At 57.5% G+C, this 17,761-nt stretch carries 17 protein-coding genes; 6 read left to right on the forward strand and 11 right to left on the reverse strand.

What is annotated here, in order from left to right; all coding sequences use genetic code 11:
* Positions 1-2: 2 nt before the first annotated feature.
* The 11 genes from cobB to OKC41_RS02525 all read right to left on the reverse strand — a co-directional run bounded on the left by cobB (position 3) and on the right by OKC41_RS02525 (position 15,421).
* Positions 3-776 carry a Sir2 family NAD+-dependent deacetylase gene (cobB, locus tag OKC41_RS02475; RefSeq protein ID WP_041215132.1) on the reverse strand — a complete coding sequence of 258 codons (774 nt, stop codon included), beginning with the start codon at positions 774-776 and terminating at the stop codon, positions 3-5.
* 72 nt (positions 777-848) lie between these two features.
* On the reverse strand, positions 849-1,463 hold the full coding sequence (locus OKC41_RS02480) for a GNAT family N-acetyltransferase (protein WP_201893904.1): 615 nt from the start codon (positions 1,461-1,463) through the stop codon (positions 849-851).
* A complete protein-coding gene (locus tag OKC41_RS02485) occupies positions 1,464-2,714 on the reverse strand; it encodes a response regulator (protein ID WP_201893903.1) in 1,251 nt (416 codons plus the stop codon). It abuts the gene before it with no gap.
* A 1-nt stretch (position 2,715) separates the two neighbouring features.
* Entirely contained in the window at positions 2,716-6,639 is a 3,924-nt protein-coding gene (locus OKC41_RS02490; protein ID WP_201894258.1) for a transporter substrate-binding domain-containing protein, read from the reverse strand.
* A gap of 54 nt (positions 6,640-6,693) precedes the next feature.
* A complete protein-coding gene (gene ihfA / locus OKC41_RS02495) occupies positions 6,694-6,990 on the reverse strand; it encodes an integration host factor subunit alpha (RefSeq protein ID WP_005300715.1) in 297 nt (98 codons plus the stop codon).
* 3 nt (positions 6,991-6,993) lie between these two features.
* A complete protein-coding gene (gene pheT / locus OKC41_RS02500) occupies positions 6,994-9,381 on the reverse strand; it encodes a phenylalanine--tRNA ligase subunit beta (RefSeq protein ID WP_113070236.1) in 2,388 nt (795 codons plus the stop codon).
* A gap of 12 nt (positions 9,382-9,393) precedes the next feature.
* The gene (gene pheS / locus OKC41_RS02505; protein ID WP_041215128.1) at positions 9,394-10,377 is read right to left on the reverse strand and encodes a phenylalanine--tRNA ligase subunit alpha; all 984 of its coding nucleotides are present in this window, start codon (positions 10,375-10,377) and stop codon (positions 9,394-9,396) included.
* 398 nt (positions 10,378-10,775) lie between these two features.
* The gene (locus OKC41_RS02510) at positions 10,776-11,762 is read right to left on the reverse strand and encodes a tyrosine-type recombinase/integrase (RefSeq protein WP_270671695.1); all 987 of its coding nucleotides are present in this window, start codon (positions 11,760-11,762) and stop codon (positions 10,776-10,778) included.
* A gap of 345 nt (positions 11,763-12,107) precedes the next feature.
* Positions 12,108-13,556, reverse strand: a complete 1,449-nt coding sequence (locus OKC41_RS02515) for a hypothetical protein (protein ID WP_270671697.1) — start codon at positions 13,554-13,556, stop codon at positions 12,108-12,110.
* A gap of 12 nt (positions 13,557-13,568) precedes the next feature.
* A complete protein-coding gene (locus OKC41_RS02520; RefSeq protein ID WP_270671699.1) occupies positions 13,569-14,648 on the reverse strand; it encodes a nucleoid-associated protein in 1,080 nt (359 codons plus the stop codon).
* A gap of 74 nt (positions 14,649-14,722) precedes the next feature.
* The gene (locus tag OKC41_RS02525) at positions 14,723-15,421 is read right to left on the reverse strand and encodes a LexA family transcriptional regulator (RefSeq protein WP_202014861.1); all 699 of its coding nucleotides are present in this window, start codon (positions 15,419-15,421) and stop codon (positions 14,723-14,725) included.
* A gap of 120 nt (positions 15,422-15,541) precedes the next feature.
* On the opposite strand from OKC41_RS02525, the gene OKC41_RS02530 reads away from it, so the two are divergent.
* The 6 genes from OKC41_RS02530 (at position 15,542) to OKC41_RS02555 (ending at position 17,559) form a co-directional block, all read left to right on the forward strand.
* Positions 15,542-15,751 (forward strand): Cro/CI family transcriptional regulator, encoded by a 210-nt coding sequence (locus OKC41_RS02530; RefSeq protein ID WP_270671702.1) that lies wholly within the window; start codon positions 15,542-15,544, stop codon positions 15,749-15,751.
* An 8-nt stretch (positions 15,752-15,759) separates the two neighbouring features.
* A complete protein-coding gene (locus tag OKC41_RS02535; RefSeq protein ID WP_017786933.1) occupies positions 15,760-16,029 on the forward strand; it encodes a hypothetical protein in 270 nt (89 codons plus the stop codon).
* Positions 16,030-16,066: 37 nt separating this feature from the next.
* A complete protein-coding gene (locus tag OKC41_RS02540; RefSeq protein ID WP_060389451.1) occupies positions 16,067-16,576 on the forward strand; it encodes a phage regulatory CII family protein in 510 nt (169 codons plus the stop codon).
* Between the two features lie 13 nt (positions 16,577-16,589).
* Positions 16,590-17,042 (forward strand): hypothetical protein, encoded by a 453-nt coding sequence (locus OKC41_RS02545; RefSeq protein ID WP_270671705.1) that lies wholly within the window; start codon positions 16,590-16,592, stop codon positions 17,040-17,042.
* A 65-nt stretch (positions 17,043-17,107) separates the two neighbouring features.
* On the forward strand, positions 17,108-17,296 hold the full coding sequence (locus tag OKC41_RS02550; RefSeq protein WP_048207736.1) for a hypothetical protein: 189 nt from the start codon (positions 17,108-17,110) through the stop codon (positions 17,294-17,296).
* Positions 17,297-17,298: 2 nt separating this feature from the next.
* Positions 17,299-17,559: a DNA-binding transcriptional regulator gene (locus OKC41_RS02555; RefSeq protein ID WP_048207737.1), complete on the forward strand. Its 261-nt coding sequence runs from the start codon at positions 17,299-17,301 to the stop codon at positions 17,557-17,559.
* Positions 17,560-17,761 lie beyond the last annotated feature (202 nt).

The following is a 17,761-nucleotide window of genomic DNA, read 5'->3' on the forward strand; positions in this document are numbered from 1 at the left end:
AATTATGGGCCCCGCATCTCCATCCAGTTATGTCCCTCGACGGTGAGAGGCTGATGCACACCGCAACTTTGCAGGAGTTCATCCACAAAAGCGGGCACCAGCAAGGAAGCCGGACCATAACGTTTTTCATCGAACTGGCTGCCCACTTCGCTCGGCTCCAGATTGAGCTCCACCGTATGGGCACCGTTCAGGCCGGCCTCATGGACGAATCCGGCGGCAGGGTAGACCGCCCCGGAGGTCCCGATGGAGATGAAGAGATCGCACTGGGCCAGGGCCGAGTAGATGCGGTCAAGCCCGAGGGGCATCTCCCCGAACCAGACCACATGGGGGCGCAGCGGGTGGGGAAACTGGCAGCAGGAACACAGCTCTTCCTGATGGAGATCCCCGCGCCACTCGATCACCTGACCCGAGCCCGGGCAGCGGGCCTTGAGCAACTCGCCGTGCATGTGGATGAGGTTCTTGCTGCCGGCACTCTCGTGCAGGTTGTCGATGTTCTGGGTGACCAGGGTGACGCGCCCCGGCAGCAGGCGCTCCAGCCGGGCCAATGCATAGTGGGCCGGATTGGGGTGGATCTCGGCGCGCTGCAACTGATGGCGCCGCGCATTGTAGAAACGTTGTACCAGTTCGGGATCCCGCGCATAGCCTTCAGGGGTGGCCACGTCCTCCACCCTGTGCTCTTCCCACAGGCCATCACAGGCCCGGAAGGTCTTGATACCGGATTCGGCCGAGATGCCGGCACCGGTGAGGATCACGATATGTTTGGCTGACTGCACCATGGTTGTTCTCCTCCAACGGGTAACAGGCTGACCTTAGCACAGGAGCAAGAAGCGGCCCATTCGCCCTTGGTCTTAGGCCGACGGGAGCACAAAGCTCGCCATGGGCGCGAGATCCAGCCTGGCAAAGACCATCTCCCGTCCCGTCACCAGGGTAAGCGGCAACCCGAGCCCCTTGAGCAGAGCCAGCATGGGGCGATTCTGGCCGAGCACTTCCGCCGTCCACTCCCGGATCCCCTCCCCGTATGCCAGTTGCGCAAGCGCCAGCAGGATGCGACGCCCGGCGCCGCGATGTTGAAAATGATCCGCGACGATGCAGGAGAACTCGGCCCTGTCCGGGTGCAGGCGCCGGCGCACGGACTGGGCCATGGCAAGCGGTGTCCCCTGCTCGTCGGTCAGCAGCAATCCTATCTGGGGTTCTCTGGGGTAGTCGAGAAAGAAGGCGAGCTGCTCGGCCGTCGCAGGCTGCTTGGCCCGCATGAAGCGCAAATAGACGCTCTGCTCGCTCAGGGCGTCATAGGCCGCGCTTATCCGCTCCGGGTCGCTGCCCGCCAGCTCCTGCAAGCGGCAAGTCAGCCCCCCCACTACCATTGTCATCGGCAGGTCGCCCCGTGAGGCGGGAGCCGTCCAACCCGTCATCCCCTGCCACAAGCGCGTCTCATTGAGCGGCCAGCAAAGATAGCGAGCCATTTACCAGCGCCCTGCCACGCCGCGATCCTGCCACTGGGCGGCATCCTGCAGGTTGAAGGGGTCGTCGAGGTAGAGCGCGATGCCAAGCTCCCGGGAGCGCTGGATGAAGCGGGCCAGCAAGGAGTCGGCCGCCATCGCCTCCAGCTCGGGCAGCAGGTGTTGCCCGAGTAGCAGGGATTGCAACGGCAGACGCTCGATGAGATCAAACGGCAGGTGCTGGGCATGATCGAGCAGCAGCGCGAGTCTGGCCCCCGCGAGGCTCGCCTGCAGCACCAGGGCGAAACGGTCCGCCTGGCTCAGCAGGTGATCCCGTCGATGGATGACCAGGGTCAGCTCGCCTGCTTCTCGTCCATGCTGCTCGAGCCAGAGCTTGAGCGGCTCCCAGTGAGGGGGAAGGCCGCTCAGGCTCAGCCAGATCGGCAGCGTGCAGGAGGCCGCATCTGTCAGCAGCCCAAGCTGTCCTCTCGCCTCTCCCTGCCAGCTACGCACGGTGCGCTTGAGCCCGCCCAGCCTGCGCTGACGCTGGGGGCCAAGATAGAGCATCTTGAGCAGACGCAGCAGATCGTCGCTTTGCAGCGGCTTGGCCAGGGCGGCCAGCACGTTGAAACCCGCATCGTGCAGGAGACGCCGGGCACCGTCTATCAGGGTCTGATCATGAGCGGAAAGCAGGATGATGGGCAGACCGCTGTGGCGATACTGGGGATGGCTCATCAGCAGGCTGATGGCATCCTGCTCCGCCAGACTGAGATCACAGATAAGCAATCTCACGCCCCCCTCTTCCAACGCCTTGAGGCACCCTTCGCCATCCTGAACCCAGTGGCAGGGCAACCCCAGTCCCTGGATCTCCTGCTGAATGCAGGCTCCCTGGAAGGGGTGATCTTCGAGCAGCAGGATCTGGCACTGGGCGAGCCAGGCACGCCACCCCTGCTCCCGTGCCTTCAACCCCTCGAGCCAGGGATCGCTGAGGCGATAGATCCCCGCCCCGGGAGCCAACAGATGAGGCAGATAGTCGGCCCCCTGATGAGAGGCAGGATCAAACAGGGCGATGGCCCCGGCGGCAAACAGCCCTTCCCATTGCCAGCCGGCATCGGGTCGGGTGCGGTGCAGATTGGCATAGGCCGGCAGGCCCGCCCCCTTGACCGCCTGATGGGAGACGGCGTCCAGGGCATAGACGCTGACCGGGTAAAACGTTGGCTCCTGGCTGTCATCAGACTCCAGCAAGGCCATCAACTCTTCATCTGTGATGATCATGTCATGCTCTCTCGCCCAGTTGTCGGCAGACCTCTTCCACGCACTGCCTCAAGGCGGCTCCAAGGGGATGTCCGGGGGCCTCCTGCCAACGGTCGATCACCTCTACCAGGGGGGTAGCCCCCACCATTTTGGCGGCCCCCTTCATCTTGTGTAAAGCCGTATTGAGGGCCTTCTCGTCCCCTTGTGTGACACACCGCTCAATGTCGGCCAGATCCTGGTGAACCGATGCCAGATAGATGTCAACGAGGGCCGGGCTGAGGGACACGGGTAGGGAAAGGGCTGCCGTTGGCTGCGGTGCCTTCCCCCCGTCATGGGGGCCAAAGACGGTACGAAGCAGTACGGCCAGATCCCTGAGCAAGACGGGTTTGTCCAGATGGCCCTGACAGCCGCATTCCGCCAGTCGCTGCGCCGCCTGCTCGCTGAGATCGGCGGTGATCACGTAGACGGGTAGATGCTGCCAGCGTTCATCGGCGTGCAATTGCCTGCAGAGCTCGGCGCCGTCCATCACCGGCATCTGCAGGTCCGTCAACACCAGATCCACCGACTCCGATTGCAGGATCTCCAGTGCCAGACGGCCATTGGCCGCGCTCAATACCCGTGCACCCAGCTGCCCCAGCTGCATACTGATCAGCATTCTGTTCACTTCGTGATCTTCCACCAGCAACACCCGCCTGCCTGCCCCCGGCAGATCCGTGATCTCCTCGGCGCCACGGACGAGTCTGGGTTGCAGCAGGCTGACCACAGAGCCCGGGATCCAGGGTTCCCCCTGCCAGTACCAGGCGCGCAAGCCCCCATCGTCCTGCATGGCCCCAAGGCAAGGTGCAGCCGGGTCCTCGGCCACGCCAAACGCTGCGAGCCAGGCCCGCATATATTCGAGCTCCCCGGGCAACAGTTGCAGGGAGACCGTCTTGACGCGCGGTTGCCAGGGCGCCTTCTCCTGCGCATGCCTGAGGGGCAAGGAACAGAGGAAACGGCTGCCCCCGCGAGCCAGAGGTTCGACCCGGATCTCGCCCCCCATCTGTTCCATCAGCTGGCGGCAGATGGCCAGCCCAAGCCCGGTCCCCTGGGCTCTGGGCTGGCCAGGCTCCTCCCCTTGCTCAAAGGGCTGGAACAACCGGGGCAACAGCTCGGCACTGATCCCGGGCCCCTCGTCATCCACCCCGCACAAAATCCACTCCCCTTGCCGCCGGGCCCAGAGCACCACCTCTCCCCGCTCGCTGAACTTGATGGCGTTGGAGAGCAGGTTGTGCAGCACCTGTTGCACCCGGTGGGGATCGAGTTCCATCAAGGCGGGCAGCGCCGGGTCGAGCGCCAAGCGCAGCTGCAGATGGCGGGATCGCGCCTTGGACCAGTGCACCGCCGCCACATGCTCGCACAGCTCCACCAGATCCGTGGGCAGCACGGAGAGGCGCAACTGGCGCGTCTCGTTGCGGCTGAAATCGAGCACGTCGTTGAGCAGTCCGAGCAGTTCATTGCCCGCCTGCCTGACATGGGCCAGAACCGAGGCCTGCTCTGCATTGAGTTCGGTCTGCTCGAGCCACTCCAGCAGGCCGAGCATGGCGTTCATGGGGGTGCGGATCTCGTGGCTCACGGCGGCCAGGAAGCGCCCCTTGGCAAGCACGGCCTGCTGGGCCTGCTCGTGGGAAAGTTGCAGGGAGTGCTCCTGCTCCACCCTGGCCGTCACATCCTGCACCACCCCGTAGATCCGCCACCCCTCTCCCTGACGGCGCCCCCTGCCGGAAAATTGCAGCCAGCGGGTTCCCTTGGCGGGGTGCTGATAGCGCAGCAGATGGGAGAACGGTCGTCCGGCTTGCAGCATGGCCAGCATGGGAGCTCGCATCTCGCGCCTGTCCTGGTGGGAAATGCGGGTCAGGGTCTCGTTGGGATTGACCCTGATCTGCTGGCTCGCCAGCCCCAGCAGCTCGTGACTGCCCCGGCTCACAAACTCCACCCGGGTGATGGCTCCCCCCAGCAGGGTGAATTGCAGCACCACACCGGGCACCGTATTGGTGAGGGCGCGCAGGCGCCGCTCCGCCTGACGCAGCAGGCGGGTACGCTCGCGCAGAGCGCTGATGTCGGAGAGGGCGATAAGATCCCCTGCCGGTGCCTGGGGCCCCAGTCGCAAGGGGATCTGGGCATAGGAGTAGACCTGCTCGTGCAGCGCCAGCTCCCCTTCGGCGCCCTGCAACTGTGGCGCGGGCAGCACCAGATCGGCGGCGTAGCGCGCCTCCATGCGCTTGGCCCGCTTGTTGCGCTTGATCACCTCCCCTTTGTCATTGCGCAAGAACACGGGAACGGGGAGCGCCTGGAAGAGAGACTCCCTGAACTTGCTTTCCAGCGCCAGCGCCTGCTCTACCTTGTGACGCTCGCGGGCCTCCTGGGCCAGTTGCTGGCGGGATCGCCAGACTGACCAGATCACCGCCATGCTGATCAGCAGTGCCAGCAACACGGAACCAAGCCAGAAACCGTAGCTGACACCCTCCTGCTGGTTGACCACCAGGTGGCGCCAGCGTTGCACCAGCTCGTCCACCTGCCGATCATTGAGGGTCATCAGGCTCTGATCCAGCACCCCTGCCAGGCTGGTCTGTTCCGGCCGGATGGCAAAGCCGAGGCCGAAACGCTCCGGCAATTCGGTGATGGTCAGCTCGCTCAACTGGTTGTTTCGAATGGGATATTGGAGCTGGTACAACTCCGCCAGCATGGCCTGGGCATCCCCATGCCGCACCGCCGCCAATCCCTGCAGCAGGTTGTCGGTGACCTCCCACTCATGCTGGCCGAACCGGGCAAGCAGGCCGGGATCATAGAGCATTCTCGGGACCACCACCTTGCCACTCACGTCCGCGAGGGAGACAGGCCCCCTCTTGCTGCGACTGACCAGGGCATAGCGGCTGGTCGCCACCATCCTGGTGAAGTCGAACTCCTTGTTCAGGGCGGCGGACTCCATGAGTCCGACCATCATGACGGCATCGCCACTGCGCAGCAATGCCAACGCCTCCTCCCGGCTGGCGGCGGGCACCAGCTCGAAGCGCAGCCCCGTCTGCCGACTCACTTCCCGCAAGACATCCGCACTCCAGCCAATGAGCGCTCCCTGCCGGTTGACGCCGCTGTACGGCATGAAGCCGGGATCCGCCACCATCTTGATGGTGTGGGCCTTGCCGACCAGCCAGGCCTGCTCCTTGTCGGTAAAATGCAGGGGATTCACATCCTGCTCACCCTGAGGCAGATACTTGCCAAGATCCCGGTAGAGACTGCCCGGCGGCAAATAGCGGATGACCGTATCCACCAGCTCCAGCAACTCGGGCTGGTTGCGCATCATCAGCCGGTAGCTGATGACCAGATCGTCGCTGCGAAGACGACGAAGGCGCAGCCCTTCATCCGGGAATTCCCGCATCAGGTAGCGCAGTTGCAGATAATCACCGAGATAGGCGCTGCCCTTGCCGGCCACCAGGGCGCCATACCAGTTCTCGGCATCGGTCAGCAGTTGCTGGGATGAACCAGGATAGAGACGCTTCAGTGCCTCCTGGGCCTGCCAGATGGGTGACACCAGAAACTGCGCCTGATCGAGCTCACCCCGATAGAGGATGGCAGACTCCGCTTCCAGCATGGCGCGGCTCAAGACGGTATTGCTCGAGTTCGACCGGGCAGGCCCGACGTGAGGAATGAGATCGCAGCGCCCGTTCAGCAGATCCTGCGTCATGGCTGCCCAGCTCGGCCGCTTCTCGACATGTACCGGTACCGGCAACAGCTCTGCCAACCGCGTCATGCGATCGATAAGCAAGCCCCCCTCCGCCTCCAGATAGGGAGGACGTTGCAGGGCCGGGTAACAGAAGGTCAGTCCAGTGAGCGAATCGGCATAAGCCTGGGCATCCGGTGACAGCGGGAGTATGGCGGCACGCAGTGGCAAGGTCAGCAGCGCGCCGGACAACAGAAGGATTTTTATCATCGGAATGGAAAAGCCAGGCGATTGCCTGGCTTTTTGTCACTCGTTGGGTTCAACATTTTCTACCCTGGCCTTGAGCTTCTGGCCGGGCCGGAAGGTCACCACGCGACGGGCGCTGATGGGAATATCCTCCCCCGTCTTGGGGTTGCGTCCGGGACGCTGGTTCTTCTCGCGAAGATCGAAGTTACCGAAGCCGGAAATCTTGACCTGTTCGCCACGCTCGAGCGCCTGTCTGATCTCCTCAAAGAAGGCTTCCACCATATCTTTGGCTTCACGCTTGCTCATCCCGAGCTGGGTGAACAGGTGCTCTGCAATGTCGGCTTTGGTAAGCGCCATAGATCAATCCCTCAAGGATGCATTCAACTCTTCACCGAGGGCCCGCACGACATTGTCCACGGTCTCGGCGATCTCTTTCTCCTCCAGGGTGCGCTGGGTGTCTTGCAACACCAGGCTGATGGCCAGGCTCTTCTTGTCCTCTGCCATACCAGCGCCCTGGTATACGTCGAACAAGTTTATTCCAACTAACTGATTTCCGCCAACTTTTTTAATTACTGCCAGAACGTCGCCTGCCAGGATCTGTCTGTCAACCACCACGGCGATATCGCGACGGTTGGCCGGGAACTTGGATACTTCGGCAGCAACCGGCACCTTGGCCGGCGTCAGTTTGTCCAGCTCCAGCTCGAACATGACAGCGCGGCTCTTGAGCCCCAGCTTCTTCTCGAGGCTCGGATGGATCACGCCGATGTGGCCGATCACGACGCCATTGCGCAGAATGGCTGCGCTCTGGCCCGGATGCAGGGCACTGTGCTCGGTGCGCTCGAAGGTGAAGGTAGCCCCTTCGGCAGTCAGATCCAACACCGCTTCCAGGTCACCCTTCAAATCGAAGAAGTCGACGGGACGGGCCTTGACATCCCAGTGCTCGTCCCCCTGGTTGCCGGTGATGATGCCGGCCAGCATGGGCTCCTGACGGATGCCGTTCTCGGCATTCTCGTCCTTGATGAAACGCAGGCCCTGCTCGAACAGGCGCACGCGCGGCTGCTGACGGTTCTGGTTGTAGACCACCGCCTGCACCAGACCCGGGAACAGAGAGACGCGCATGGCGGACATCTCGACGGAGATCGGGTTCGGCAGCACGATGGCATCGCTCTGCGGGAACAGGGTCTGCTGAGCCTTGGGATCGACGAAGCTGTAGGTGATCGCTTCCTGGAAGCCGCGATCAACCAGCAGGTCGCGCACCCGCTTCAGGGTCACCTGCCCTTCTGCCTGCTCCACCATCGCCAGAGAGGCGGCGGGTTTGAGGTTCGGGATGTTGTTGTAGCCGTAGATGCGGGCCACTTCCTCAATGAGGTCTTCCTCGATGGCGATGTCGAAACGCCAGGAGGGTGCCAGCGCGGTCCAGCCGTCGGCGTCCACAGTGACCTGCATGCCAAGGCGAGTCAGGATCTCGACCACCTGCGCATCCGCCACGCTGATGCCGATCACCTTGTCGAGCTTGGTGCGACGCAGCTTGATGGGGGCAGCCTTGGGCAGATGGGCATCGGATTTGACCTCGATAACCGGGCCCGCTTCGCCGCCGCAGATATCCAGCAGCAGACGGGTGGCACGATCCATCACCTTGGCCTGCAGCTCGGGATCCACCCCGCGCTCGAAGCGGTGGGAGGAGTCGGTGTGCAGACCGTAGGCACGGGCACGGCCGGTGATGGAGAGCGGCGCGAAGAAGGCGCACTCCAGCAGGATGTCGGTGGTGGTCTCGGAGACACCGGTGCGATCGCCGCCGAAGATGCCGGCCATGCAGGCAGGGCCTTTGGCATCGGCAATCACGAGCGTGGTCTCTTTGAGCTTCACTTCGTTGCCATCGAGCAGAGTCATCGGCTCGTCGGCCTTGGCGCGGCGCACCACCAGTTCCCCTTCAAGCGTCGCCAGGTCGAAGGCGTGCATCGGCTGACCGTATTCCAGCAGCAGGTAGTTGGTGATGTCAACGATGGCGTCGATGGAACGAATACCGCCACGGCGCAGCTTCTCCTGCATCCAGAGCGGGCTCTGGGCGTGCAGGTTCAGCCCCTTGATGACACGGCCCAGATAACGGGGGCAATCTGCCGGCGCTTCAACCCGGATCGGGAAGGTAGCATCGATAGTGGCAACAGCCGGCGCCCAGGTCGGCTCGACCACGTCCACGCTGTTGAGCACGCCGATTTCACGGGCCAGACCCGCGATGCCTAGGCAGTCGGCACGGTTTGGGGTCAGATCCACATCGATGCTGACGTCGTTGAGCGCGAGGTATTCACGGATATCGGTCCCGATGGGGGCATCCAGCGGCAGCTCGATGATGCCATCAGCCTCGACGTCGATGCCCAGCTCGCTGAAGGAGCAGAGCATGCCGTGGGACGGCTGGCCGCGCAGCTTGGCTTTCTTGATGGTGAAATCACCCGGCAGGGTCGCCCCGACCTTGGCCACGCACACTTTGAGGCCGGCACGGCAGTTCGGTGCACCGCAGACGATGTCCAGCAGCTCGGCCTCGCCCACGTTGACCTTGGTCACCCTCAGCTTGTCGGCGTCCGGGTGCTGGGCGCACTCGACCACTTCACCCACCACCACATTGTTGAACTGGCCGGCCACCGCTTCCACGGCGTCCACTTCCAGACCGGCCATGGTGATCTGCTCGGCCAGTGCATTGTCACTCAACTCGGTGCGGACCCACTCCATCACCCAGGATTTACTGAATTTCATGTTCTCTCGCCCTTACTTGAACTGCTTGAGGAAGCGCAGGTCGTTTTCGAAGAAGGCACGCAGGTCGTTGACCCCGTAACGCAGCATGGTCAGGCGCTCAACGCCCATGCCGAAGGCAAAGCCGGAGTATTTTTCCGGATCGATGCCGACCGAACGCAGCACGTTCGGGTGCACCATGCCGCAGCCCAGCACTTCCAGCCACTTGCCGTTCTTGCCCATCACGTCCACTTCGGCGCTCGGCTCGGTGAACGGGAAATAGGAAGGACGGAAGCGAATGGTCAAGTCTTCCTCGAAGTAGTTGCGCAGGAAGTCGTGCAGGATGCCTTTCAGCTCGGTGAAGCTGGCATGCTCGTCGACCAGCAGGCCTTCGACCTGGTGGAACATCGGGGTGTGGGTCATGTCGTAGTCGTTACGATAGACGCGGCCCGGCGCGATGATGCGGATCGGCGGCTGCTGATGTTCCATGGTGCGGATCTGCACACCGGAGGTGTGGGTACGCAGCATCAGATCAGGATTGAAGTAGAAGGTGTCGTGATCGGTACGCGCCGGGTGGTGAGCCGGGATATTCAGCGCATCGAAGTTGTGGAAGCCATCTTCAATCTCGGGACCACGGGCAACCTTGAAGCCCATCTCGCCAAACAGGCGCTCGATGCGCTCGATGGTACGGGTCACCGGGTGCAGACCTCCATTCTCGATGCGGCGGCCCGGCAGGCTGACGTCGATGGTCTCGGCGGCCAGCTTCTGGTTCAGCACGGCGACTTCGAGGGCTTCACGACGCGCGTTCAGGGCATCCTGAACCTGCTGTTTGGCCTGGTTGATCACGGCGCCCGCGGCGGGACGCTCTTCAGCGGACAGGGCGCCCAGGCCCTTCATCTGCTCGGTAAAAAAGCCCTTTTTACCCAGATATTTGACCCGGATTTCGTCGAGGGCGGCGATGTCGCTTACGCCCTCAATTTCGGCCTTGGCCTGGCCGACTACTTCTTCAAGCTGTTGCATGTCTTCCTCGTCACCACTCCCGGAACAGGAGCCTTTAGGCTAAATAAGGTCAAGAGGGGAATAATACAAAAAAAGCCCCTTGGCTGACCATAGTTATGACGGGCTTTTCTCCCTGCAAATCATTTTGTTATATGGAGAAAGCCACAAGCCAGATGCAACAGGATTGAGACAAGCGTCGTTTGTTCTAGTTTGTTGGCATATGGAAGGATAAAGCATTCATGAACGTGGCATGCTACCTGCCCACGCTCAAAAATGAGCAACAAAAAAGGAGGCCTGAGCCGCCTTCACATATCCAGTCAAAACAATTACTTAGATAAGTATCAATGAGTTAGGTGCTACTGGGAGTGACGCTAAGTCACCCCGGATGACCCTGTTTGGGGCAATTTGTGGACACTTCATCATGCGGCAGGTAGCGGGTTTTCCAGCGGGTTGAAGCGCACCGCATCGCTCAGATAGTCCGGTGCAAAGTGGGCATAGGTCATCGTTTGCTGGATGTTGTGATGGCCCAAAATTTTTTGCAGCGCGAGGATGTTGCCCCCGGACATCATGAAATGTGATGCAAAAGTGTGCCGGAACACATGCACCGCCTGCCCTGCTGGCAGATCCGGCGCCACTGACTTTATCACGTCGCGCACCAGTAGATAGTCGAGGTCACGGAACAGCGGGCCCCGGTTCACCCCGTTCGTTATCTCCTGGCACAGCTCGGCCGAGATCGGCACGGTGCGGTTCTTGCCATTCTTGGTGTTGATGTAGGTCACCCGGCTGGCCAGCACATCCTCGCGGCGCAGATTGGCTGCTTCACTCCAACGCGCTCCCGTGGCCAGGCAGAGTTTGACCACTTTCAGGTTATCCCCCGATAGCGCAGCCAGAACGTCCTTGATCTCATCCTGGGTCAGGTAGCCCATCGACCGCTCAACCAGTTTGACCTTCTTCATCTCTTTGAGCGGGTGCTCGTGGTGGTAGTGACCGAGATCGGTGAGCACCGAGAACACCCCGCCCAGCATCTCCTGCTCGCGGTTCACCGTCTTGGGTTGTCGGCCGGCATGCAGTCGCTGCGCCCGATACTCGGAGAACAGCGCCCGGGTCACCTGTCTCGCCAACGGGTGGCGCAACGCAGCATCGATATTGTGGAGTTTCTTGCGCACCGCCTCCCCTGCTTTCAGGGTCTGGCCATGGTAGCGCCACCAGAGCTCGATAAGCTCGGAGAGCGGCCGGTTGTCTGCCGGGCGATCCACCCACTCTTTGTTGTGCTCGGTGGCGATCACCCAACGCTCGAACTGCTGGGCCTCGGACTTGGTCTTGAAGCGCTTGCGGATCCGCTTGCCCTCCCTCCCCTGCGGACGGATATCGACCAGGTACCCCTCGGGCGTGGACTTGATGCTCATTGCCCCTCCTTATAAAGGAAGGCACTTACCCATCTCCGCGACCAGCTCATCAACACCGAACACGACCACTGCAGTCTCACTGTTACCCCCCTCCATCAAAACACTGTGCTTTTATACAGCATTCGGTGATGATTAGCAGTGTTTAACTCAGGTTAAAGCAAACATGCGGAAATGGGGATGACATAACGTATATGGGAGGAAAAGGTAATCTTATAAAAACCGTACTCAATAGCTCGATGTGATGGATGACTTAGTCAACTGTTTAGTTAATTACCCAGTCTTTCCATTCAATACTTAAGTTATTTCATAGTTTATAACTGTTGGTAAAAACATAAAGCATTACATTCATTGAGACAATAGAAGTTCAACAACGAACTGTAGATTCCAAACAATTATAGAAAGTACAGTATACACAATCGCAGTGAATGCGCCGACAATAAGCAATGTGATCAGCCGTGATGTTAAAGGCTCTATAAAACGCTGAACCCTGTCTTCACTCGATGAATATTGCTGTAATACAGTAAGCCATGTTCGGCTTTCTTTATATGACAGCGTTGCATCACGCCAATGAATAAAAAGTGTAACAAAGCACGTTATTGCCAAATATATTGAGATACACTTCAGCATTAAACCTGCTTCATTACTTGACAACAATTCATGTATTTGCTTTCGGTCAAACTTACCAATAAAAGACATAGAAACGAATAGTAAAACACCTAGCGCATCCCGAGCTAAAGAACCAATAAGATCTCTCACTTTAGCTGCATATAAATCTGCTTGAGATTTCATATCCTTCATTATCTCACGCAGCTCTTTATAATAAGAGTCCTTGCGATCTAATATTACAAAGGCATAGCTATCCCTTGCCTGCTGCAGAGCAAAATCAATATTTTCACAAACATTTGTCAAAAAACATTTGTCTAAGCTTGCATCAATCGACAAACGGTCAGTAATTAGCTGAAGTCGCGTTTCTGCTCGTTCCGAGTATATCCACCTTATGGTGTTCATGATGTTATCAAAGCAATTTGTTGATACTAAAGCATTCTGAGAACATAACTTTAACGTTACTTTTTTGGCACCACGAATGGTAACAAAGTAATGCCCGCTCTCTTTTTTTATTTCCTGAGCAAGACATGCCACCATAACTTCAGACAATTTTCTTATTAGTGGTAGAATATCATCGCTTTGATAATTACCCCATGTTAAGCAAAATAACTCAGGTGACACCCTGATGCCATCAGAGCTGTTTGTGCGAATCAGACTACTAATATCACCACTATTTGGAAAGTCAGCGATAGAAAAATCTAAAATTTCTTCTTGACCATATGGGACATACCAAACTTCGTTATTCCCGAATGCAGTTGTGAGTCCAACAATAATAATTGTCGTTTTCCTACCTAACCTTAAAGAAGATGGCGTATCGAATCTGAAGGGGTCATAATCAGACATTAACTCATTAAATGAGCCAAGAGATAAGAAAATATATTTACTCTCATTTTCTCGGTAACTTACATCAGAAACAAGGGCTGCTTTACTGAAGAACAGAACCCACTTTTCTCCATCTAAGTGATCATCATCAAAATCTTCTTCATGGAAATAATCTTCTGCACATCTTATGTTTGGCTCAGGAATTTGCAATTCTCTGCAAAGCTCATAAAATGCAGAGAAGCAATGACGGATAGACTTATTAAGATTATCACCAGTTATCCGTACTCGTGCTGATTCCTCACAATAGACCTGTGATAATGATTTCAACCTCTGTAAAATTTCCAGTAATTTAGTTAAGTCTCTCACGCCAATTCACCATTACCTAATTGTTAATTTACTTGTTTTTATTGTTATTGTTGATGAACCATCTTCTAATGATTTTACCTCTATATTTGCAGCATCTGCTGGACCTTCATAATATATGGTAACACCTTCCTCTGTCAGATAAACCTGTTTTCTGTCTTTCAGAGTTATGGCTTTAGGCATAATTGTGAAGCTTTGGCCAGCAATACCTTCTTCAATTAAAGTATTTCTTAATGATGCCGTTGCACGCTGCCTTCTTTCTGGATCAGAGTCTCGGATTACAGTTTCAATAAATCTATCTGTATCAAAGGTAATATGATCTAGCAAATAATTTAATGACCGACCAGATAAGGTATTTGCATCTTCACCATCCGCTAAAAACTCTAACGGCAATGTTTTTGCCCATCGCCTAACTGCTCGATGTGTTTTCTGAGTTAAAGTAGTATTAGTTAACCGAGGCTCAACATTTAAAAATTCTCTGAAATAGTCACTCAAGTCTGGTTTCTTCGTTCTATCATAAGCTAATACATGCCAAGCATATTGGCTCGAGACATCAATTAGCGCACTTTTTTGGATTGTATCTTTCTTCTCACCAAGACTATTTTCATTTTCTTCTATTACAGCTATTCGTCGCCCGTCACGCTCAATAAAGCTATATTTGAATGATGATTGCTTATCCATTTTAACTAGGAAAACAAACTTCCCTATTTTTCCATTGGAAATGTTATAGTCAATCTTACACACAACAAATATGCCAGATGACATGTTCCCACTATGATGTTTAGCGAAATCCGCCGTCACATTTTGAGAAAACTGATCGAAAGTCAGTTCATGCTCTGGGTCTTCTAAATCAGCTATTATTCTTTTAAGTGAAACTTGGGGGGTAGAGAACAAATATTGAGTGCCAGAGGTAGCATCTTTTATTCTTTCAAGGAAAAATTCTTTTTGCCGTTCATTCAAAACAATTTCATCAAGGTAAACAACACCTTCATTTTCTTCTTGGTGTTCAACATCAATTATATGAAAAATAAAATCTGTAATTCGAAAGCTATTCTTCTGTCCATCAGAAATGCTTGATTCTATTTGTTGTGTCATAACGTGGCACTCTTTTATTTACATTCTCATAGCTAACAAACAGCTAGCTCCCAAAAACAAAAAAACAGGGCAATTTAGCGCCCTGTTTGTCTTTTTCTGTATGACCTGTGTTCTACCATCACGCCGATGATCTGGATGTGCTGCCGGTCGGAATGCATGGTGGGGAAATCGTCATTGAGGGGGACCAGTTCAAACACCTCTTGTCCACTCTCGTCGATGCCACGGGGCCGGTACTTCTTGAAGGTAGCTTCTTCGCTGCCGTTCCTGGCTACGACGAAATCCCCTGGTTGGGGCGCTTCGTCGGGATCGACGATGATGAGGTCGCCTTCTTTAAAGAAGGGTTCCATCGACTGGCCACGCAACCAGAGACCGAAACCACAAGGGCCGACATCCACCCCCGCCGTCACATACTCGACGTTGCCATCAAAAGCGGTGGCCTGTTCACACATCTCGTGCCAGTGGCCGGCCTGAACATAGCTCAACACTGGCACGCGCGTTCCTTGCGGGATCACGGCCGGTTCGACGTTGTGATATCCGGGCATCGCCTCTGGTGCAGGTTGTCCCCTCGCCTCCCCGTCTCCAGTCAAAAGCCAGTCAACAGTGACCCCCAGCGCTGCCGCTAGATCATTGAGATAGCGGCCTTTTGGCTGGTTAAGTCCCGACTCCCACTTGCTAACAGACGCATGGGAAATACCAACACGTCGGGCAAGCTCAGCCTTACTCATTTTCTGTGCCTGCCGGCTGGCAGTTATGCGGTCATTGATCGTTTCCATGAAACCTAAGTTACCACTCCAAAATCGCACTTAAGTATCAAACTCTCTTGACTCCCGTTTATTACATAAGTTACGCTTCGGCCATTGATGATCCTTAAGTTATATTTTGTGAGGTCGAGAATGCAGAAACATGACGTCTTAGAACACTTCGGCAGTATCACTGCCATTGCCAGGGCTATTGGGATCTCTCACGCCGCTGTCAGCAAGTGGGACGAAACCATCCCCCAAGGCCGCGCCTACCAGATCGAGGTGCTGACCGGCGGCAAATTGAAGGCCGGCGCGCACAGCAACCCGCAACAACCCACCCCTGTGTTTGAACCCCCTGAGTAGGATTCATCATGGTTACTCGAACCAAACCCATCCGTATCCCCAGCGATGTGAGCCAGTTGCCGCTTGATTACCCCTTTGGCAATCGCGTCAGCGAAAGCCTGGAGGAGTACGCCAAGCGTCAGGGCTTAACGATTGGGGCAGTTAAAAAGCGCGCCGACCGCGGCCAGTTGCCCATCTTGCAAGACGGCCCGGGCGCACCTCGCGAGGTCAACCTTTACGCCCTGTTCCTGCAGGCCCGTTATCAGGCCGAGCGCTACGTCACCATGACGCTCGCGTGAATCTGCCAACACCATAACGAGTCAAGGAGACGCTCGCATGTTTACCGAATACGCCAGCAAACATCCGCACTGGATCAGCGCCTGCCAACGCTTTGCGGCCAGTCACAACATGGCCGAGATAGCCCAGCGGGCTGGCATGAATCCGCAGCTCCTGCGCAACAAGTTAAACCCCGACCAGCCCCACGAACTGACAGTGGCCGAGCTGATTGCCATCACTCAGGCGAGTGAGGGCGATGAAACCCTGTTCGATGGCGCCCTGTTTGGCTGTGGCTTGACGGCCGTTGCCATCCCCCAGGCAGAACGGGCCCCTTCCCTGCCCCATCAGGCCATCGATCTGAACGCCAAGATCGCCAGCATAGGCCAGCGCGCGCTGGAGCTGACCGACCGCGGCCGGATCACTCGCTCGGAGCGCAACACCCTGGTGAGCGTGGCCACCTCGGCAATGGGATCGCTCGCCATCTTGATCCACGACATCGAGGCCCGCTTTCAGGCGGTACCCGCCCTGGCCTGCGCATCAGACATCCTGATGCAGGCCGCGACCATGTGAAGGGGAAACCACCATGCAACGCATCGAACATGAACAACGCAATCTGGCAGGCCTGACGCCCACCGAACAGATAGCCATGAACACCGCCGGCTGCCTGCTGTTGCGCGAGCTGTTCAGCAAGACACGCTCAAGTCTGGATACCGACTGGCTGGCACTGAGCCAGACCAAGAAAGCAGCCATCTGTGCCATTGCCCGCCAGCCGCGGGGCGAGCTGATGACCGCCACCCTGTCAGCCCTGCCCCATGCACAGCGTGAGGCGATCAGGCTGGCGGTGATCGCGCTGGAGTATCAGAAAGCCTTTCACGGCGGTTGTGACAGCAAAGTCTGGCATCCAGCACTAAACACCAGATCCATCGGGGATATCGAGAGGGAGAAGAAAGAGAGAGCGGAAAAGCTTCGCTTGAAGCGCGCCGTGCTGGCGGCAAGCCAGATGACCGGGCAAGGGCCGCGCCCTATCGGGCAGTAAAAAGCCCGCATAACGGAGCTGCAACTCCAAGCGGGCCTCTATCAACAACGTATGAGGAAGTCGACATGGCAACTTTAGCGATCCCCTGCGCCCTGCGCAACCTTCGCATCCAGCAACGCAAGCTGACGGGCCGCTATGGCACCCGTCTTAGCCAACACCCTGACGGGATTGCGCTTATGGAACGCACCACCGCACTGGCTTGGGCTTCTCTGTTCAGCCGCATCAATCCCTGCACTCTTTCACAAGGAGCCTGACCATGCACACCCAACCAACCCAGATCAACCTGCTCAACCACCATGCGGCCAAGCGCCTGCGCCAGTTGCGGGAGCAGTTGAAACTGAGCCGCCCCAAGTTTGCCGATCAGCTCGGCATTCCAGCCACCACGCTCAAGAACTATGAGCTGGGATACCGCGAGATCGGCGGCGGTCTGTTCCTGCTGATCGCCAATCACCCGGATCTGAAACACCACTGCGACTGGTTGCTGACTGGCATCGCCACGCCGGAGGTGCAGGCATGAGCCGGATTTTTCATCCCATATCGGAACAGGAGGCACTGGCCCGGGCGGCAGAGCTGCCCCTTAACCTCGCCAGATTAACCCGTGTGCGTTTGCGCGGGTCGGAAGGGCGCAACCTGCGTGCCCAGGGCAAAACCAGCCAAGGCTGGCACCAGCTCTTTGTCACCTTGAACCGGAGGGCCTGCCCATGAGCGACGCCATCAAG

It is taken from the genome of Aeromonas sp. QDB17 (assembly GCF_027705305.1).
Lineage (GTDB): Bacteria > Pseudomonadota > Gammaproteobacteria > Enterobacterales > Aeromonadaceae > Aeromonas > Aeromonas caviae.